We start from the raw sequence: 17,027 nt of genomic DNA on the forward strand, positions 1-17,027 counted from the left end.
TCCATCGCCCCGCCGCATAAGCAGAGCATATGGGCCTATGCGCTTCATGGGCTTGTGGAAAAACCGCAACCAACAGGGCCCGTGGCACCAGCAGCGCTGGCCATGGCGCGCATCCTGCCCTAGAGCGGACCATCGACCTTTCTGCTAACAAAGCGAAACACCCAGCGCGTGAGCGACGAAACCACCTTGACCGATCCGAGCCCCATGGGCGAATTCACCCGCGTCGACATCGTCGACGAGATGAAGACCAGCTACCTCGATTACGCGATGAGCGTGATCGTGGCGCGCGCCCTGCCCGATGTGCGCGACGGGTTGAAGCCCGTGCACCGCCGTATCCTTTACGCGGCGCAGGAAGGCGGCATGGTCGCGGGGCGGCCCTACCGTAAATCGGCCAAGATCGTGGGCGACGTGATGGGTAACTATCACCCGCATGGCGACAGCGCGATCTATGACGCGCTGGCCCGCATGACCCAGGACTGGTCGATGCGCCTGCCGCTGATCGACGGTCAGGGCAACTTCGGCTCGATGGACCCCGATCCGCCGGCCTCGATGCGTTACACCGAGGCGCGTCTGGCCCGCGTGGCCAACAGCCTGCTGGACGATCTCGACAAGGACACCGTCGATTTCGTCGACAACTATGACGGCAGCCGTCAGGAGCCTTCGGTGGTTCCCGCGCGCTTCCCCAACCTGCTGGTCAATGGCGCGGGCGGCATCGCCGTGGGCATGGCCACCAACATCCCGCCGCACAATCTGGGCGAGGTGATCGACGCCTGTTTCGCCACGATGGACAATCCGGCGATCACCACCGACGAGCTGATCCAGATCGTCCCCGGCCCCGATTTCCCCACCGCGCCCCTCATTCTGGGCATGGGCGGGGCACGCAACGCCTACAACACCGGGCGCGGCTCGATCATCATGCGCTGCCGCCATGTGATCGAGACAGGCCGCAACGACCGCCGCTCGATCGTGCTGACCTCGATCCCCTATCAGGTCGGCAAGAGCGGCCTGGTCGAGAAGATCGCCGAGGCCGCCAAGGACAAGCGGATCGAGGGCATCAGCGACATCCGCGACGAATCGAACCGCGAAGGCGTGCGCGTCGTGGTCGAGCTGAAGCGCGATGCCACGCCCGAGGTGGTGCTCAACCAGATCTGGCGCAACACGCCCGCGCAGTCGTCGTTCCCGGCCAACATGCTGGCGATCCGAGGCGGCCGCCCCGAGGTGCTGGGCCTGAAGGACATCATCACCAGCTTCATCAGCTTCCGTGAAGAGGTCATCACCCGCCGCACCAAGTTCGAGCTGAACAAGGCGCGTGACCGGGCGCATATCTTGCTGGGTCTGGTGATCGCGGTCACCAATCTGGACGAGGTGGTCAAGATCATCCGCGGCGCGCCCAACCCCGCCGCCGCCCGCGCTGCGCTTCTCTCGCGCGAATGGCCGATGGGCGAGATCGCCTCCTACATCCGTCTGGTCGAAGCCATCGAGGAAGACGCCGCCGAGCTTTCGGCGCCGACCTATCGCCTGTCGGAAATTCAGGTGAAGGCCATTCTGGACCTGCGCCTGCACCGCCTGACCGCTCTGGGCCGCGACGAGATCGGCGACGAGCTGGAAGGTCTGGCCAAGGCGATCAACGAGTATCTCTCGATCCTGGCCGACCGCGTGAAGCTTTACGGCGTGATGCGCACCGAGCTGGAAGCGGTGAAGGCGCAATTCGCCACGCCGCGCGTCTCGGAAATCGTCCCCGCCGGTGACAGCATCGACGATGAGGACCTGATCGAACGCGACGATATGGTCGTGACGGTCACCATGGATGGCTACATCAAGCGCACGCCGCTCAGCACCTTCCGCGCTCAGGCGCGCGGCGGCAAGGGCCGCGCGGGCATGGCCACCAAGGAAGAGGATGCCGTGGCGACGATGTTCGTCACCACCACCCACAATCCGGTGCTGTTCTTCAGCACGGCGGGCAAGGTCTACCGCATGAAGGTCTACCGCCTGCCAGAAGGTGGCCCGGCCACGCGCGGGCGCCCGATCGTCAACCTGCTGCCGGCTCTGGATCAGGGCGAGACGATCCAGACCGTGCTGCCCCTGCCCGAGGATGAGGCCGCCTGGGGCGACCTCTCGGTGGTCTTCGCCACCGCCAAGGGCAATGTGCGCCGCAACAGCATGGATGCCTTCGCCAACATTCCCTCGAACGGCAAATTCGCCATGAAGTTCGATGAGGAGGACGAGGATCGCCTGATCGGCGTCGCCCTGCTCGATGTGGGTGACGATGTGCTGCTGGCCACGCGCCAGGGCAAGGCGATCCGCTTTGCCGCCGATGAAGTGCGTGAATTCACCTCGCGCACCTCGACCGGCGTGCGCGGCATGACGCTCAAGGGCGAGGATGAGGTGATCTCGCTCTCGGTGCTGAAGGGCAGCAATGCCACGCCCGAAGAGCGTGAGGATTACCTGCGCTTCGCCCCGTGGAAGGGCGAGAAGGAAGGCGAACCCACGCTGAGCGCCGAACGCTACGCCTATCTGGCCGAGCATGAGCAGTTCATCCTGACCGTCTGCGCCAATGGCTATGGCAAGCTGTCCTCGGCCTATGAGTATCGCCGCACGGGTCGCGGCGGTCAGGGCATCACCAACATCGACAACATCGCCCGCAACGGTCTGGTGGTCGCCAGCTTCCCGACCGTTCAGGCCGAGCAGCTGATGATGGTGACCGATCAGGCCAAGCTGATCCGCCTGCCGCTCACGACCCTGCGTGTCATCGGTCGCGGCAGCGCGGGCGTGCGCCTGTTCAACGTGGCCGATGAAGAGCATGTCGTTTCCGCCGTGCGCCTCGCCGAGGAAGAAGAGGGCGATGAGGGCGAAGCACCTTCGGCTGCCCCCGAGGGTGGTGCCGAGGCGTGAGCGATCTGCCTTCTGTCGCCTGGAAGATCCTGACCGGCCCCCAATGGGCGGAGCTGTCTGAAAAGGGCAGCTTCGCCGGGGCGCCGGTCGATCTGGCCGATGGGTATATCCATCTTTCGGCGCAGGATCAGCTGGCGGGCACGCTGGCCAAATGGTTTGCCGGGCAGGATGATCTTTACCTCGCCGCCGTCGATCTGACGGCGCTGGGTGATGCGGTGAAGTGGGAAGAGGCGCGCGGCGGCGCCCTTTTCCCGCATATCTATGCCGATCTCCCCCTCTCCGCCGTGGTGGCGCATGGCCCCCTGCAATGGGACGCTTCGGGCGCGCCGATCCTGCCAGCCTTGCCCTGAGCCCCGGCTTGGGGCAAAGGCGCCCCATGACCTCTGACACTTCTTACGACGTTCACATCATCGGCGGCGGCCTCGCGGGCAGCGAGGCGGCATGGCAGCTGGCCCGGCGCGGCTTTCGCGTGCGCCTTTCCGAAATGCGCGGGACCGGAGAGCGCAGCCCCGCCCATCAGACCGACAATCTGGCCGAGCTGGTCTGTTCCAACTCGCTGCGCTCCGACGATGATACGTCCAACGCCGTGGGCCTGCTGCATCACGAGATGCGCGCCTGCGGCTCGCTCATCATGGCCGCCGCCGACAAGGCCCGCGTGCCCGCCGGCAGCGCCCTTGCCGTGGACCGCGAGGTGTTCTCCCACGCCATCGAGGAGGCGCTCACCAGCCAGCCCACGCTGACTCTGGTGCGCGAACGCATCGACGCCCTGCCCCAAGCAGGCCTGACCATCGTCGCCACCGGCCCCCTCACCGCCGCATCGCTGGCCACCAGCATCGGCGGCGCGACAGGCGCGGACAGCCTCGCCTTTTTCGATGCCATCGCCCCCATCGTCTACCACGAGTCCATCGATATGGACGTGGCATGGATGGCGGCGCGCTGGGACAAGGGCGGCAAGGATTACGTGAACTGCCCGATGGACAAGGACCAGTACCTCGCCTTCCGCGAGGAGCTGCTGGCCGGGGACAAGACCGTCTTCAAGGAATGGGAGGCCAATACCCCCTATTTCGACGGCTGCATGCCCATCGAGGTGATGGCCGAACGCGGCGAGGACACGCTGCGCTTCGGCCCGATGAAGCCCGTGGGGCTGGACAATCCCCGCACCGGCCGCTGGCCCTATGCCGTGGTCCAGCTGCGACAGGACAATGTGCTGGGCACGCTGTGGAACATCGTCGGCTTCCAGACCAAGCTGAAATATGCCGAGCAGCAGCGCATTTTCCGCATGATCCCCGGCCTTGAAAATGCCGAATTCGCGCGCTTCGGCGGCCTGCACCGCAACACCTTCCTCAACTCGCCTACGCTGCTGGACCGCCAGATGCGCCTGAAATCGGCGCCGCACATCCGCTTCGCCGGTCAGATCACCGGCTGCGAGGGCTATGTGGAAAGCGCCAGCGTCGGCATGCTGGTGGGCATCATGACCGCCTGCGAACTGGCTGGCCGCGATTTCGTCAGCCCCCCGCCGACGACCGCTCTGGGCGCGCTGCTGGCCCATATCACCGGCGACGCCGAGGCCGAGACCTATCAGCCGATGAACATCAACTTCGGCCTGTTCCCGCCCGTCGATCCCAAAACGCCCGAGGGCCGCAAGCGCAAGAAACCCGAGCGCAAGGTGGCCTATACGGAGCGGGCTAAAGTCGATCTGGCGTCGTGGTTACCGGGTTCAGGGGCAGAAGGGTAAAAAGGAAATGCGAGGGCCATCGCCCTCGCGCTCCCTTTAATGTCTACGTTTTTGCGCAACCTATCCGTCAGGCATGGATTCATAGCGCCGCAGGCTTTGAAATCGCCAGCGCAACGCTTGAATGATAGGATTAAACTGCCTGCGGCGCTTCGCGTGGCACCGGTGGAGAGCCGGGGCACCCCGCTTCGGCGCCCCTGTCCTTTCGTCGGGAGACGTCATGGGAGTTTGAGGGCATAACGCCCTCAAGTTTCTCTCTTAATCTTCTTCCCCTTCTGAAGGCGCACTGCTGCAAGAACACTGCATCGCCTTGGCCGCAGCCCGCTGCGCCTTCGCCGCCTCCTGCGCCGCGTAAAAAGCGTTCAGCTCATCGCGCGATATGATCCCGTCGCTATCGCGATCCACCGCCTTGAACCGCTCCGAGGTTTTCACCGCCCATTCCTCGAAGGTCAGCAGATTATCGTGATTGGTGTCCAGCTTCTGGAAGGCCTTCACGCGGGTGGAGAGCATCTCGACGCGGGTGATCTTGCCATCGCGGTTGCGGTCGAAGCGGTTGAAGCGCCGCTCTTCAGGTGATTGCTTGGGGCGCTTCTTGGTCTTGAGATCGGGCAGGCCTGGCCCGCGACCATGCGAATCGGCGCTGGGCAATTCAAGGGGCGCCTCGGCATGGCTTCCTGAAAGATCGGGCGGCGGAGCGCCGCGTTCGACCTCCGCGCGGCCCTGCCACCAGAAAAAGCCAGCGCCCGCCAGCAACAGCGCAGACACCGCCCCCAAAGCGATCCGGTTCATCCTAGCCCCTCTTCAACCAGAGAAGCCAGCCTAACCTAGATGCCGAAAATGCCAAGCCGCATGGCAGACAGCAGCGCCATGGGGGACGCAGCATCCCCGCCCTTGCTCTCCCGCCGCGCCAGCCCGTGCAGCACGGTGAGCGGACGCATCGCCTTGGGCAGGCGCCCTGCCTTCCAGTCCAGCGCCGCGACCTTGGCCATGGCGGTCTCACGCTCGGCAGGGTCCCCCAGATGGCTGGCCAGATCCATCGCCGCCCAACAGTGGGCCATAGGGGCGATGCGGTCATGGGCCACGCCCAGAACCCGCGCCAAGGCTTCCACGCCCGCAACCCTGCCTTGTGTCAAAGCCTCCAGCGCCGCGCCGCCGTCCCATTCGTCCAGCAGCACTTCCCAGCCATCGACCAGTGGGACGAGGCCTTTGGCCTCCCCGCCCCAGCCCTTCAGCATGGCCAGCAGAGGCTCGCCCTTGGGCCATGTCGCGGGGTCGGCGTTCAGGCGGTCGCGCCACCAGGCCAGCTTCATCTGGCCCAGCATCGGCTCACGCGCGGCGCGCACCACGCCCGCCAGACGCACATCCAGCGCCAGGAAGGAGAGCCACACCTCACGCGCATCGCGCGGGGCATAGGCCAGCGCCAGACGCCATGCCGGCGGCAGGGTCTCAAGCTGCGTATCAAGCTGGGATATATCGCTCATGCCCGCGCCCATACAGCAGATCGGGCCTCAGGACAGCCCCATCAAAAAGGGCGCCCCGGCATGACCGGAGCGCCCCTCTTGTTCACACCCGAAGGCGAAGATCAGCGATAGGTGACCTTCTTCACGCCAGCCACAATGCGCGAGGCATCGATCAGCGCGGCCTTCTCGAGGTTGTTCGCGTAAGGCAGCGGCACGTCCTCGTTGCAGACGCGGACCACCGGAGCGTCCAGATCGTCGAAGCCGTCTTCCATCGCGATGGCCGCGATTTCCGAGGCGATCGAGCAGGTCGGCCAGCCTTCTTCGGCCACCACGATGCGGTTGGTCTTCTTGAGCGAAGCCAGCACCGTCTCCTTGTCGAGCGGACGCAGCGTGCGCAGATCGATCACCTCGGCGTCGATGCCCTCGGCGGCCAGCGTCTCGGCGGCTTCCAGGGCCAGGCCCACGCCGATCGAGTAGCTGACGATCGTCACGTCCTTGCCTTCGCGCATCACGCGGGCCTTGCCGATGGGCAGGACGTGGTCGTCCAGCTCGGGCAGCTCGAACGAACGGCCGTAGATCAGCTCGTTCTCAAGGAACACGACCGGATCTTCGCTGCGGATGGCGGCCTTGAGCAGGCCCTTGGCGTCCGAAGCGTCGTAAGGCGCGATCACGATCAGGCCGGGGACGTTGGCGTACCACGGGCCGTAGTTCTGCGAGTGCTGCGCACCCACACGGCTGGCAGCGCCGTTGGGACCACGGAACACGACCGGGCAACGCATCTGGCCGCCCGACATGTAGTTGGTCTTGGCCGCCGAGTTGATGATGTGGTCAATCGCCTGCATGGCGAAGTTGAACGTCATGAACTCGACGATGGGGCGCAGGCCGCCCATGGCGGCGCCGGTGCCGATGCCGGCAAAGCCATATTCGGTGATCGGCGTGTCGATCACGCGCTTGGGGCCGAATTCCTCCAGCAGACCCTGCGTGACCTTGTAGGCGCCCTGATACTGGGCGACTTCCTCGCCCATCACGAAGACGCGCGGATCGCGGCGCATTTCCTCGGCCATGGCGTCACGCAGAGCCTCGCGCACGGTCGAGGTCTTCATGTTGGTGCCATGGGGGATTTCGGGCTTGGCGGGCGCCTTGGGAGCGGCTGCGGGAGCCTCTGCCTTGGGAGCCGGGGCCGGAGCAGCGGCGGGCGCGGCAGCAGCCGGAGCCGAGCCTTCCACATCGCCCTCACCGATGGTGGCGATCACGGTGCCGACCTTCACGCCTTCGGTGCCCTCGGGAACCACGATCTTGCCAATCGTGCCTTCGTCGACGGCTTCGAATTCCATGGTGGCCTTGTCGGTCTCGATCTCGGCGAGAATATCGCCGGACTTGACCTCATCGCCTTCCTTGACCAGCCAGCGTGCCAGCTTGCCCTCTTCCATGGTGGGCGACAGCGCGGGCATCTTCAGTTCGATTGCCATCTCAATAGGTCTCCACCAGAACGTCGGTATACAGTTCAGACAGCTCCGGCTCGGGCGAGCTTTCGGCGAAATCAGCGGATTCCGACACGATCTGACGGATCTTCTTGTCGATCTCCTTCAGCTTGTCTTCCGACACGCCGCGCTTGATCAGTTCGGCCTTGGCGCCCTCGATCGGGTCGTGATGGTCGCGCATGTCCTGCACTTCCTCACGGCTGCGATACTTGGCCGGGTCCGACATGGAGTGGCCGCGATAGCGATAGGTGTTGAGCTCCATCAGCACCGGGCCATTGCCGGCGCGGACATATTCGACCGCCAGATTGGCCGCCGCGCGCACTTCCAGAACGTCATTGCCGTTCACGTTCATGCCCGGGATGGTGAAGGCCGCGCCGCGCTTGTGGAAATGGGTTTCGGCCGAGGAGCGCTTCACAGCGGTGCCCATGGCGTACTGGTTGTTTTCCACCACGAAGATGATCGGCAGCTTCCAGAGCGCCGCCATGTTGAAGCTCTCGTAGACCTGGCCCTGGTTGGCCGCGCCGTCGCCGAAGTAGGAGACGCACAGGCCGCCATCTTCATTGTACTGGTGGCTGAAGGCCAGACCCGCGCCCAGCGAGACCTGCGCGCCCACGATGCCGTGGCCGCCGTAGAACTTGTGGCTGGTGCTGAACATGTGCATCGAGCCGCCCTTGCCGCGGCTGATGCCAGCCTCACGGCCCGTCAGCTCGGCCATGATGACCTTGGGATCGATGCCATAGGCCAGCATGTGGCCGTGATCGCGATAGCCGGTGATGACGCTGTCATGACCCTCTTGCAGGGCCGACTGGATGCCCACGGCCACCGCTTCCTGGCCGATGTAGAGGTGGCAGAAGCCGCCGATCAGGCCCAGGCCGTAGAGCTGGCCGGCACGCTCTTCAAAGCGGCGGATCAGCACCATCTGTTCGTAGAAGTGCAGCAGCTCGTCATCGCTCGCGGCATAGAGCCGGTCGGCTTCGTAAGCTTGCTGAAGGTGATCCAGCCCGTTGGCATCAGCAGCGGGCGAGGCGTTTTGGGTTTTGCCGGTTCTGGCCAAGACGATGTTCCCCAATGGAAGGCCGATTTTTCGCGACCGTCTATAGGCGCAGACTCTGCGCCCGGAAACACTCGAATACGAAATTTGCGGCGAAGGGCAAGGCCTGACGCGCATGGCCCCATACGGATGCATAGTAGACTTTAGTGCACCATCATGATCACGTCGTCAGGATGCGCCACATTCAGGTTGCGGCGCAGCAATTCACCAGCCAGATCGGGGTCCGTGTGACGTGGATCGAGCAGGGTGACGCGGTTCTTCAGCTCATTGCGCTGCAGCGTAAGCTGCTTGATGCGCTGCTGGCGTTCAGCCAAAGCGTGGTGATTTTCGCTCCAGGCGAGCAGACCGCTGGGCCCGGCGACCGACCAGGCCAGCATGCACAACAGGCAGCCGAGGGCCAACCATTGGATCATGGTTTCCTTCGCCATCCGGTGCATGTTGCGGACATTCTTCATGGGAATCACTAGAATCACAGATGATTCGCGGATTCAAGCGATTTCGCATGGTTTTCCAGCATATGATGCAATCAGCGCCTCGCAAATGCGCCGAATCGTTGAACCCTGCAGCAACCCCTTATGTAAAACTGCGGGCCAACCCCTCAAACCTTGCTTACCCGGGACATTCTAAACGATTGCATGGATCCGTGGGGGCGCGGCTCTCCGTCTGGAGTCGAGATCATGGCCATCGTCGAAAAACGCCACAGCTTTCGCGACAATCTGCTGATGCGGACGCAATGCCGGATCCGCGAAACAGGCGCCGAAATCCTGGTGAAGCTGCGCAACATTTCCGCGCAAGGGCTGATGGCCGAGGGCGAAGGCGCGCCTGCCAAAGGCGCCGAGGTTGCGCTCGAACTGCGCAATCTGGGCTGGGTCGAGGGGCGTGTCGCCTGGGTGCAAGACCAGCGCTTCGGCATCGTGTTCGCGCAGGAGATCGATCCGGCCCGGGTGCGCCAGCCGCTGGCCGACTCCGCCGCGGCCACCGCACCCGCCACCATGCTGCGCCGCCCGCTGGCGCTGCTGCTGCGCGAGATCAAGGACAACCCCAACGCGCTTCGCCGGGTCTGAACCACGGCTGCTCCCCCAGGTGATGGGCTGGGGCGGTAAAGCGATGGCACTTATGCTCTTTTTAGGTGCGGGCCACCGGGTAAATCCATAGTCCCGACAGCGGAGCAAAAGAACACAACATCCATCCCACCGGGACGCTCTTCTATAGACGTTCCGCTGCCGATGCACCTTCGGCCGCCCTCTGTTTCATCCTATCCCTAAGCGATTCACGGGCGGCCAATTTATCCTGACCGCCCTTAAGCCCCCTGCGCTCAAGCCGCCGGGGTCTCCCCTGCTTCAGGCCCGGCATCCGGCACCGCCATCAGGCGATAACCCACGCCCGGCTCGGTGACGATCAGCGTCGGCTCGGAGGGGTTCTCCTCCAGCTTCTGGCGCAGCATGCCCATATAGACGCGCAGATATTGCGGATCTGCCTCGCTGCGGCCCCAGCCCGCCGCCAGCAACCGCCGCTGGGTCACGACCTGACCCGCGCTCTGCGCCAGCGTGCGCAGCAGATTGTATTCCTTGGGCGAGAGCCGCAGCGTCTCGCCACGCAGGGTCACCACGCGGGTGGCGAAATCGATATGCAGCGGGGCGGCATCGAAGGTTTCCAGCGGCTTGACCAAAGCCTCGCGCCGCCGCAGCGAAGAACGCACACGGGCCAACAGCTCACCCAGCACGAAGGGCTTGTCGACATAATCGTCGGCGCCTTCGTCTAGAGCGGCGATCTTCTCACCCTCCTGATGGCGGGCGGAGATCACGATGATCGGCGTGGTCGATGTGGCGCGGATGGCGCGGATCACATCCTTGCCATCCATATCGGGCAGGCCCAGATCGAGCAGCACCACATCGGGCTCCTCCAGCGCGAAGCTGGCAAGGGCGGCGGTGCCGTCGCTGGCGACGGTCACAGCATGGCCCACGGCCTTGAGCACGGGGCGAAGGGCATTCACGATGGCGGGCTCATCATCGACAAGCAGGATATGGCCGGACGTCATAGTGCGTTCTGTTCTGGCTCACTTCGGGCGATGGGCAGGCAAATGGTGATGCAGGTGCCTTTTCCGTCGCGCAAGGGGGATGAAAGATGAATGGTTCCTGACGAGGCTTTCACGAAACCGCGCGCAATGGCAAGCCCCAGTCCGGTGCCACGGGGCGCTCCATCCCCGCGAGCAACACGGTAGAAACGTTCGAACACATTTTCCTGCTCTTCAGGCGGCACGCCGACGCCCTCGTCGCTGATGGCGATCTCGCACATCGTGCCCTTGGCGCGGCAGAGAATCTCAACACTGGTGCCGGGCGCGCTGTAGCGGCAGGCGTTCTGGATCACATTGGTGAGCACCAGATCATAAAGCGTGGCGTCGGCGATGATCGGCACCTCGCCATCGGGGGCGTGAATGTGGAACTGATGCCCTTCGTCCACCCTCATCTGCCGGGCGATGACATTGCGGATCATCTCGACAGCGGGCAGCACGCTGCGCGAAAGGCCGCCGGGGCCTCCCTCCAGCCGGGTCATCTGCAGCAGATTGGTGGTAAGGTGATTGAGCCGATCGGATTCCTCGACGATGCCGCTGAGCAGGCCTTGCGAGGTTTCCGGATCGAAATGCTCGCCATAGCTCAGCAGGCTGGCCGCCGCCGTGTTGATCGCGGTGAGCGGCGAGCGCAGATCATGGCTCACCGAGGAGAGGAGCGCGCTTTTCAGCTCCTCGGCGCGGGCGATGGCATGGGCTTCGGCCAATTGGTCGGCCAGATGGATGCGCTCCAGCGCCAGAGCAGTGATGCGCGCCAGAGCCAGCGCGAAATCATGATCCAGCGACGTGCCCTCCGGCCGGCGCGCGAGCAGCACGCCCAGCGTCTGCTGCGCCGTCGCCAGCGGAAAGGCCGAAAGCGAGCCCTCCTCCACCCAGTCGCGCCCGGAGGCCAGCGCGTCATGCGCCAGAGCGCTTGCGCCCGCCTCCGGTTCGCCGGGGGCCTGAAATACGGCGTGAAGCGCCACGGCGATGCCGGTCTGGGCCTCGACGCTGTCATGCAGCGCCAGAGTGACCTCATGCACGCTGCTGGCGCGCTGCAGGCCCCGGCTGGCTTCCAGCAGGGCTTCCAGCTGGATGTTGCGCTGGCTGACCTGCCGCGCCTCATCCTTGAGCCGCCCGGAAAGGACGCCCGAGATCATCGCGCTGAAGGTGAAGATCAGGGGCGTGGTGATGTCATTGGGGCGGCTGAAGCTCAGCTCCCATTTGGGCTCGCCAATGAAATAGTCGAAACCCAGCGCCCCCACCGCCGCGCAGACCAGCGCCACGCCCAACCCGTAAAGCGCGCCGATGATGGTGATGGCCATCACGAAGATCAGGCTGATATAGCCCTCTTCCAGCACGCCATCGAGCTGAACGCCCAGCGCGGCGGCGATGACCAGCAGGCCGAAGCCCCGCACAAGCGAGCCGGGGGCGAGATGATACCAGGCCGGTGACGGCGCAAAGGGCGAGGCAGCAGTGTCGGCCATGCCCCGCTTGTTCCAGAAGCAAGGGCCCCGGGCAAGTGCCCGGGGCCCCGACTTGACGATACCTTATAGTTAAGGTGTCAGATCGTCGGTTAAATCGCCATGGCCATGGTGGACATGCCGTTGCGGCTGCCCGCCAGCTCGCGGTTGAGCCACAGCGCCGTAAGCGTGAGGATCGAACCCGAGAGCAGATAAAGGCCCGAGGCGACCACGCCATACTCATGCGCCAGCTTCAGCGCGATCAGCGGGGCGAAGGCCGCGCCCACCAGCCATGCGATGTCGCTGGTGAAGCACGAACCGGTGTAGCGGTGCGAAGGCGTGAAGCTGGAAGCCACGGCGCCCGAGCTCTGCCCGAAGGACACGCCCAGCAGCGCGAAGCCGGTGACCATGAAGATGATCTCGCCAGCCATGCCCGCGCTCAGCATCTGCGGACCGAAGCCCGAGAACACCGCCGTCACCACCGCCGAGCAACCCAGCACCACGCGGCGTCCGACCTGGTCGGCCAGACGGCCCGAGGCGATGATCGCCAGCACGCCGATGAACGCGGCCACGATCTCGATCAGGAGGAACTTCACCGGCGTTTCGGTGGTGTTGAGATAGACCCAGGACAGCGGGAACACCGTCACCATGTGGAACAGCGCGAAGCTGGCCAGCGGGGCGAAGGCGCCCAGCAGGATGGTCTTCCATTCGCTGCGCAGCGTTTCGGCGGGCGGCTCGGGAGCCAGATCGCGGCTCTCGAACAGGCGTTCGAACTCGGCGGTGCCGACCAGACGCAGGCGGGCGAACAGCGCGACCACGTTGATGGCAAAGGCCACGAAGAAGGGGAAGCGCCAGCCCCAGCTCACGAACTCCACCTGAGGCAGGGTCGAGAGGAAGAAGGCGAACATGCTGCTGGCCACGATCAGCCCCAGCGGCGCGCCCAGCTGCGGGATCATCGCATACCAGCCGCGATGCTCCTTGGGCGCATTGAGCGCCAGCAGCGAGGCCAGACCGTCCCAGCTGCCGCCAAGGGCAAAGCCCTGACCCAGACGGAACAGCGCCAGCAGCGCGATCGCGCCCCTGCCCATTTCATCATAGCCCGGCAGGAAGGCGATGGACGCCGTCGACCCGCCCAGCATGAACAGCGCCACCACCAGCTTGGCGGTGCGCCCATAGGCCAGATCGATCAGCATGAAGACGAAAGACCCGAAAGGCCGCGCGATAAAGGCCAGCGGGAAGATCGCGAAAGAGTAGATGGTGCCGGTAAAGGCGTCGGCGAACGGGAAGAGCAGCTTCGGGAACACCAGCACCGAGGCGATGGCATAAACGAAGAAGTCAAAAAATTCCGACGTTCGACCGATGATCACGCCAATGGCGATCTCACCGGGGGAAACATGGTCGTCGCGCTCCGGAGCAGTGCCGGCGCCGGGAGGGGTGATGGCACCCCCCTTGTCGTAAGTGGCGGTGGTCATGTTCAGGCATCCCATGTCGTACAGATTGTTTCTGTACTGTTATACCTAATTCAGAGAGGTTACCGGGGTTCCCGGCAAAAGCGCTGAATTGCGTTGTTTTGCAGGCTGCACCATAAAGCGACCCATGACAATCCCAGCGATGGGACAAAATGTCCAATCGCAGCTGCAGCATCGGAGGCCTACGCGCGCGTTCCATGAGCCTGCATCTCCCACCCCCCCTTCGCCATTGGCGCAAGGCCAGCGCATTGGTCTTGCCGCTGATTTTGTCTGCATGTCAGTCCGATGTGATGAATCCGGCGGGCGATATTGCAAAGCAGCAAGCGCATCTGGTGATCGTCGCCACGCTCTTGATGCTGATCATTGTCGTGCCGGTCATGCTGCTGATCGTGCTTTTCGCCTGGCGGTATCGCGCCAGCGCGAATGCGCATTACGAGCCGGAATGGCACCATTCGACTCAGCTGGAACTGCTGATCTGGTCGGCCCCGCTGCTGATCATCATCGCGCTGGGTTCGGTGACCTGGGTCACGACTCACCTGCTCGACCCCTTCCGCCCGCTTGACCGGGTGAAGGAAGGCCACCCCATCGCCGCCGGCACCAAGCCGCTGGAGATCGAGGTGGTGGCGCTCGACTGGAAGTGGCTCTTTATCTATCCCGAACAGGGCGTGGCCAGCGTGAACGAAGTCGCGCTGCCGGTGGATCGCCCGGTGCATTTCTCGATCACCGCCTCCTCGGTGATGAACTCCTTCTACATCCCGGCCGTCGCCGGGCAGATCTATGCCATGCCGGGCATGACCACCCAGCTCAACGCCGTGATCAACAAGACCGGCAAGTATGAAGGCTTCTCGGCCAATTACAGCGGCGCGGGCTTCTCGCACATGCGCTTTGCCGCGCTGGGCGTGAACCAGGGCGATTTCGACGCGTGGGTGTCCAAGGCCAAGGGTGAAGGCGGCAACCTCGACGCAGCCACCTATCTGAAGCTGGAGCAGCCTTCGGAAGCCGATCCGGTGCGCCACTTCGCCGCCGTGCAGGGTGACCTGTTCGACCGCGTGGTCAACCTCTGCGTCCGTTCGGGCAAGATGTGCGTCAACCAGATGATGGCGCTGGATGCCAAGGGCGGCACCGGCAAGGCCGGCACCTTCAACGTGGCCCAGCTGACCTATGACAAGAACGGCCGTGAAGCCATCACGCCGATCGTGCCCGGCCAGCAGGCCGACCTCGACAAGGCTTTCGTGCGCGCCATGTGCGATCCGAACGCCAAGATGGCCGGCCCGCTGCTGCCTGAAGGTCAGAAGCCCGCAAACGCCTCCACGGCGCCTGCCAAGGCGCCCCGCCAGTCGGAGCTGAGCCTGCTCGCCCCGGCCCGCTCCACTCATTCGTGATTGTGAAGCCCATGCTATTAGAAGCACCCTCCACGCATTCGCACTGGACGCCCCTGCTGGGCCGTCTGGGCTTCGATGCGTTGCCCACCGAACCGATCGTCATGGTCACCTTTGCCGGCGTCGCCCTTGGCGGCATCGCGCTGGTGGCCGCGCTCACCTATTTCAAGCTCTGGGGCTATCTCTGGAAGGAGTGGTTCACCAGCGTCGATCACAAGAAGATCGGCGTCATGTACATGGTCCTGGGCCTTGTCATGTTCCTGCGCGGCTTTGCCGACGCGCTGATGATCCGTTCGCAGCAGGCGCTCGCTTTCGGCGGCTCCGATGGTTACCTCAACTCTCACCACTTCGATCAGGTGTTCACCGCGCACGGCGTGATCATGATCTTCTTCGTGGCCATGCCCTTCGTGACCGGGCTGATGAACTATGTGGTGCCCCTCCAGATCGGCGCGCGCGACGTGTCCTTCCCCTTCCTGAACAACTTCTCGTTCTGGATGACGGTGGGCGGCGCGGTGCTGGTGATGGCCTCGCTGTTCATCGGTGAGTTCGCCCGCACCGGCTGGCTGGCCTATCCCCCGCTCTCGGGTCTGGCCTACAGCCCTGACGTGGGTGTGGACTATTACATCTGGTCGCTGCAGGTGGCCGGTGTCGGCACCACGCTTTCGGGCGTCAACCTGATCGCCACCATCCTCAAGCTGCGCGCGCCCGGCATGACGCTGATGCGCATGCCCGTCTTCACCTGGACCGCTCTGGTCACCAACGTGCTGATCGTGGCCGCCTTCCCCGTGCTGACCGTCGTTCTGGCCCTGCTGGGTCTGGACCGCACCTTCCACACCGACTTCTTCACCAACGATTTCGGCGGCAGCGCCATGCTGTACGTCAACCTGATCTGGATCTGGGGCCACCCCGAGGTCTACATCCTCGTCCTGCCGGTCTTCGGCGTCTTCTCCGAAGTGACCGCCACCTTCTGCTCCAAGCGCCTGTTTGGCTACACCTCGATGGTCTACGCCACGCTGGTCATCGGCATCCTCTCCTACCTCGTCTGGCTCCACCACTTCTTCACGATGGGTTCGGGCGCCTCGGTCAACTCCTTCTTCGGCATCACCACCATGGTGATCTCGATCCCCACCGGCGCCAAGCTCTTCAACTGGCTCTTCACCATGTACCGTGGCCGCATCCGCTTCGAACTGCCGATGATGTGGACCATTGCCTTCATGCTGACCTTCACCATCGGCGGCATGACCGGCGTGATGATGGCCGTGCCCGCAGCCGACTTCGTGCTGCACAACTCGGTGTTCCTGATCGCCCACTTCCATAACGTGATCATCGGCGGCGTGGTGTTCGGCGTGTTCGCCGCCATCAACTACTGGTGGCCCAAGGCCTTCGGCTTCAAGCTGAACGTGTTCTGGGGCAAGGTGCAGTTCTGGTGCTGGGTCGTCGGCTTCTGGCTGGCTTTCACCCCGCTCTACATGCTGGGCCTGATGGGCGTGACCCGCCGTATGCGCGTGTTCGACCACAGCTTCGACGATCTGCGCATCTACTACATCGTGGCCATGCTGGGCGCTCTGCTGATCGCCGCCGGCATCGGCGCGATGTTGCTGCAGTTCGCCATCTCGATCTGGAAGCGTGAAGAGTACAAGGACGTCTCGGGCGATCCGTGGGATGGCCGTACCCTGGAATGGGCGACCTCCTCGCCCCCGCCGGAGTACAACTTCGCCTTCACGCCGATCGTCCACGATCTGGACGCCTTTGCCGACATGAAGAAGGCTGGCGTGCCGCGCCCCACCTCGGGCTTCGCCGACATCCATATGCCGCGCGGCACCTGGGCCGGTGTGGTGCTGGCGGGTCTGGCCACGGGCATCGGCTTCGCGCTGATCTGGCAGGTCTGGTGGGCGGCTATCGCGGGCTTTGCCGTGCTGGTTGCCACCGCGATCTTCCACACCTTCAACTATGACCGCAGCTATCACATCCACGCCGCGCATATCGCGCAGGTGGAAGACCAGCGCACCGCGCAGCTGGCTGCGCTCTCCAAGGAAGGAGCCGCCGCGTGAGC

Annotated in this window: 14 protein-coding genes; 6 read left to right on the top strand and 8 right to left on the bottom strand. The window is 64.3% G+C overall.

All coding sequences use genetic code 11. The annotated features are described in order from the left end of the window. The first annotated feature begins 168 nt into the window (after window positions 1-168). The 3 genes from gyrA to trmFO are packed head-to-tail and all read left to right on the top strand — an operon-like array spanning window position 169 to window position 4,627. Window positions 169-2,892: a DNA gyrase subunit A gene (gyrA, locus tag SR3_RS01660; RefSeq protein ID WP_068080003.1), complete on the top strand. Its 2,724-nt coding sequence runs from the start codon at window positions 169-171 to the stop codon at window positions 2,890-2,892. Beyond that, a complete protein-coding gene (locus SR3_RS01665; protein WP_068080005.1) occupies window positions 2,889-3,242 on the top strand; it encodes a DUF952 domain-containing protein in 354 nt (117 codons plus the stop codon). Before gyrA ends, SR3_RS01665 begins: the two co-directional genes overlap by 4 nt. Window positions 3,243-3,268: 26 nt before the next feature. Beyond that, on the top strand, window positions 3,269-4,627 hold the full coding sequence (gene trmFO / locus SR3_RS01670; protein WP_068080108.1) for a methylenetetrahydrofolate--tRNA-(uracil(54)-C(5))-methyltransferase (FADH(2)-oxidizing) TrmFO: 1,359 nt from the start codon (window positions 3,269-3,271) through the stop codon (window positions 4,625-4,627). A gap of 255 nt (window positions 4,628-4,882) precedes the next feature. Here trmFO and SR3_RS01675 read toward each other — a convergent pair whose 3' ends face one another. The 5 genes from SR3_RS01675 to SR3_RS01695 form a co-directional block, all read right to left on the bottom strand. Then, the gene (locus SR3_RS01675) at window positions 4,883-5,413 is read right to left on the bottom strand and encodes an EF-hand domain-containing protein (RefSeq protein ID WP_084454823.1); all 531 of its coding nucleotides are present in this window, start codon (window positions 5,411-5,413) and stop codon (window positions 4,883-4,885) included. Window positions 5,414-5,448: 35 nt separating this feature from the next. Continuing rightward, entirely contained in the window at window positions 5,449-6,105 is a 657-nt protein-coding gene (locus SR3_RS01680) for a hypothetical protein (RefSeq protein ID WP_245653705.1), read from the bottom strand. A gap of 101 nt (window positions 6,106-6,206) precedes the next feature. After that, complete coding sequence (locus tag SR3_RS01685; protein ID WP_068080009.1) at window positions 6,207-7,553, bottom strand: pyruvate dehydrogenase complex E1 component subunit beta; 1,347 nt, start codon at window positions 7,551-7,553, stop codon at window positions 6,207-6,209. A 1-nt stretch (window position 7,554) separates the two neighbouring features. After that, window positions 7,555-8,619 (bottom strand): pyruvate dehydrogenase (acetyl-transferring) E1 component subunit alpha, encoded by a 1,065-nt coding sequence (pdhA, locus tag SR3_RS01690; RefSeq protein WP_407668128.1) that lies wholly within the window; start codon window positions 8,617-8,619, stop codon window positions 7,555-7,557. 140 nt (window positions 8,620-8,759) lie between these two features. Then, the gene (locus SR3_RS01695) at window positions 8,760-9,071 is read right to left on the bottom strand and encodes an FtsB family cell division protein (protein ID WP_068080013.1); all 312 of its coding nucleotides are present in this window, start codon (window positions 9,069-9,071) and stop codon (window positions 8,760-8,762) included. 222 nt (window positions 9,072-9,293) lie between these two features. On the opposite strand from SR3_RS01695, the gene SR3_RS01700 reads away from it, so the two are divergent. Beyond that, on the top strand, window positions 9,294-9,680 hold the full coding sequence (locus SR3_RS01700) for a PilZ domain-containing protein (RefSeq protein ID WP_068080015.1): 387 nt from the start codon (window positions 9,294-9,296) through the stop codon (window positions 9,678-9,680). Between the two features lie 251 nt (window positions 9,681-9,931). On the opposite strand, the gene SR3_RS01705 is transcribed toward SR3_RS01700, so the two are convergent. From SR3_RS01705 to SR3_RS01715, 3 genes are all read right to left on the bottom strand, one after another. Beyond that, window positions 9,932-10,654 (bottom strand): response regulator transcription factor, encoded by a 723-nt coding sequence (locus tag SR3_RS01705; RefSeq protein ID WP_068080017.1) that lies wholly within the window; start codon window positions 10,652-10,654, stop codon window positions 9,932-9,934. Continuing rightward, the gene (locus tag SR3_RS01710; RefSeq protein ID WP_068080019.1) at window positions 10,651-12,150 is read right to left on the bottom strand and encodes an ATP-binding protein; all 1,500 of its coding nucleotides are present in this window, start codon (window positions 12,148-12,150) and stop codon (window positions 10,651-10,653) included. Before SR3_RS01710 ends, SR3_RS01705 begins: the two co-directional genes overlap by 4 nt. 89 nt (window positions 12,151-12,239) lie before the next feature. After that, the gene (locus tag SR3_RS01715) at window positions 12,240-13,598 is read right to left on the bottom strand and encodes an MFS transporter (protein ID WP_169805538.1); all 1,359 of its coding nucleotides are present in this window, start codon (window positions 13,596-13,598) and stop codon (window positions 12,240-12,242) included. Window positions 13,599-13,792: 194 nt separating this feature from the next. Here SR3_RS01715 and cyoA point away from each other — a divergent pair, with 194 nt between their 5' ends. After that, window positions 13,793-14,977: a ubiquinol oxidase subunit II gene (gene cyoA / locus SR3_RS01720; protein WP_084454840.1), complete on the top strand. Its 1,185-nt coding sequence runs from the start codon at window positions 13,793-13,795 to the stop codon at window positions 14,975-14,977. A gap of 11 nt (window positions 14,978-14,988) precedes the next feature. Then, the gene (gene cyoB / locus SR3_RS01725) at window positions 14,989-17,025 is read left to right on the top strand and encodes a cytochrome o ubiquinol oxidase subunit I (protein WP_068080023.1); all 2,037 of its coding nucleotides are present in this window, start codon (window positions 14,989-14,991) and stop codon (window positions 17,023-17,025) included. Window positions 17,026-17,027 lie beyond the last annotated feature (2 nt).

The organism is Novosphingobium rosa NBRC 15208 (assembly GCF_001598555.1).
Classification (GTDB): domain Bacteria; phylum Pseudomonadota; class Alphaproteobacteria; order Sphingomonadales; family Sphingomonadaceae; genus Novosphingobium; species Novosphingobium rosa.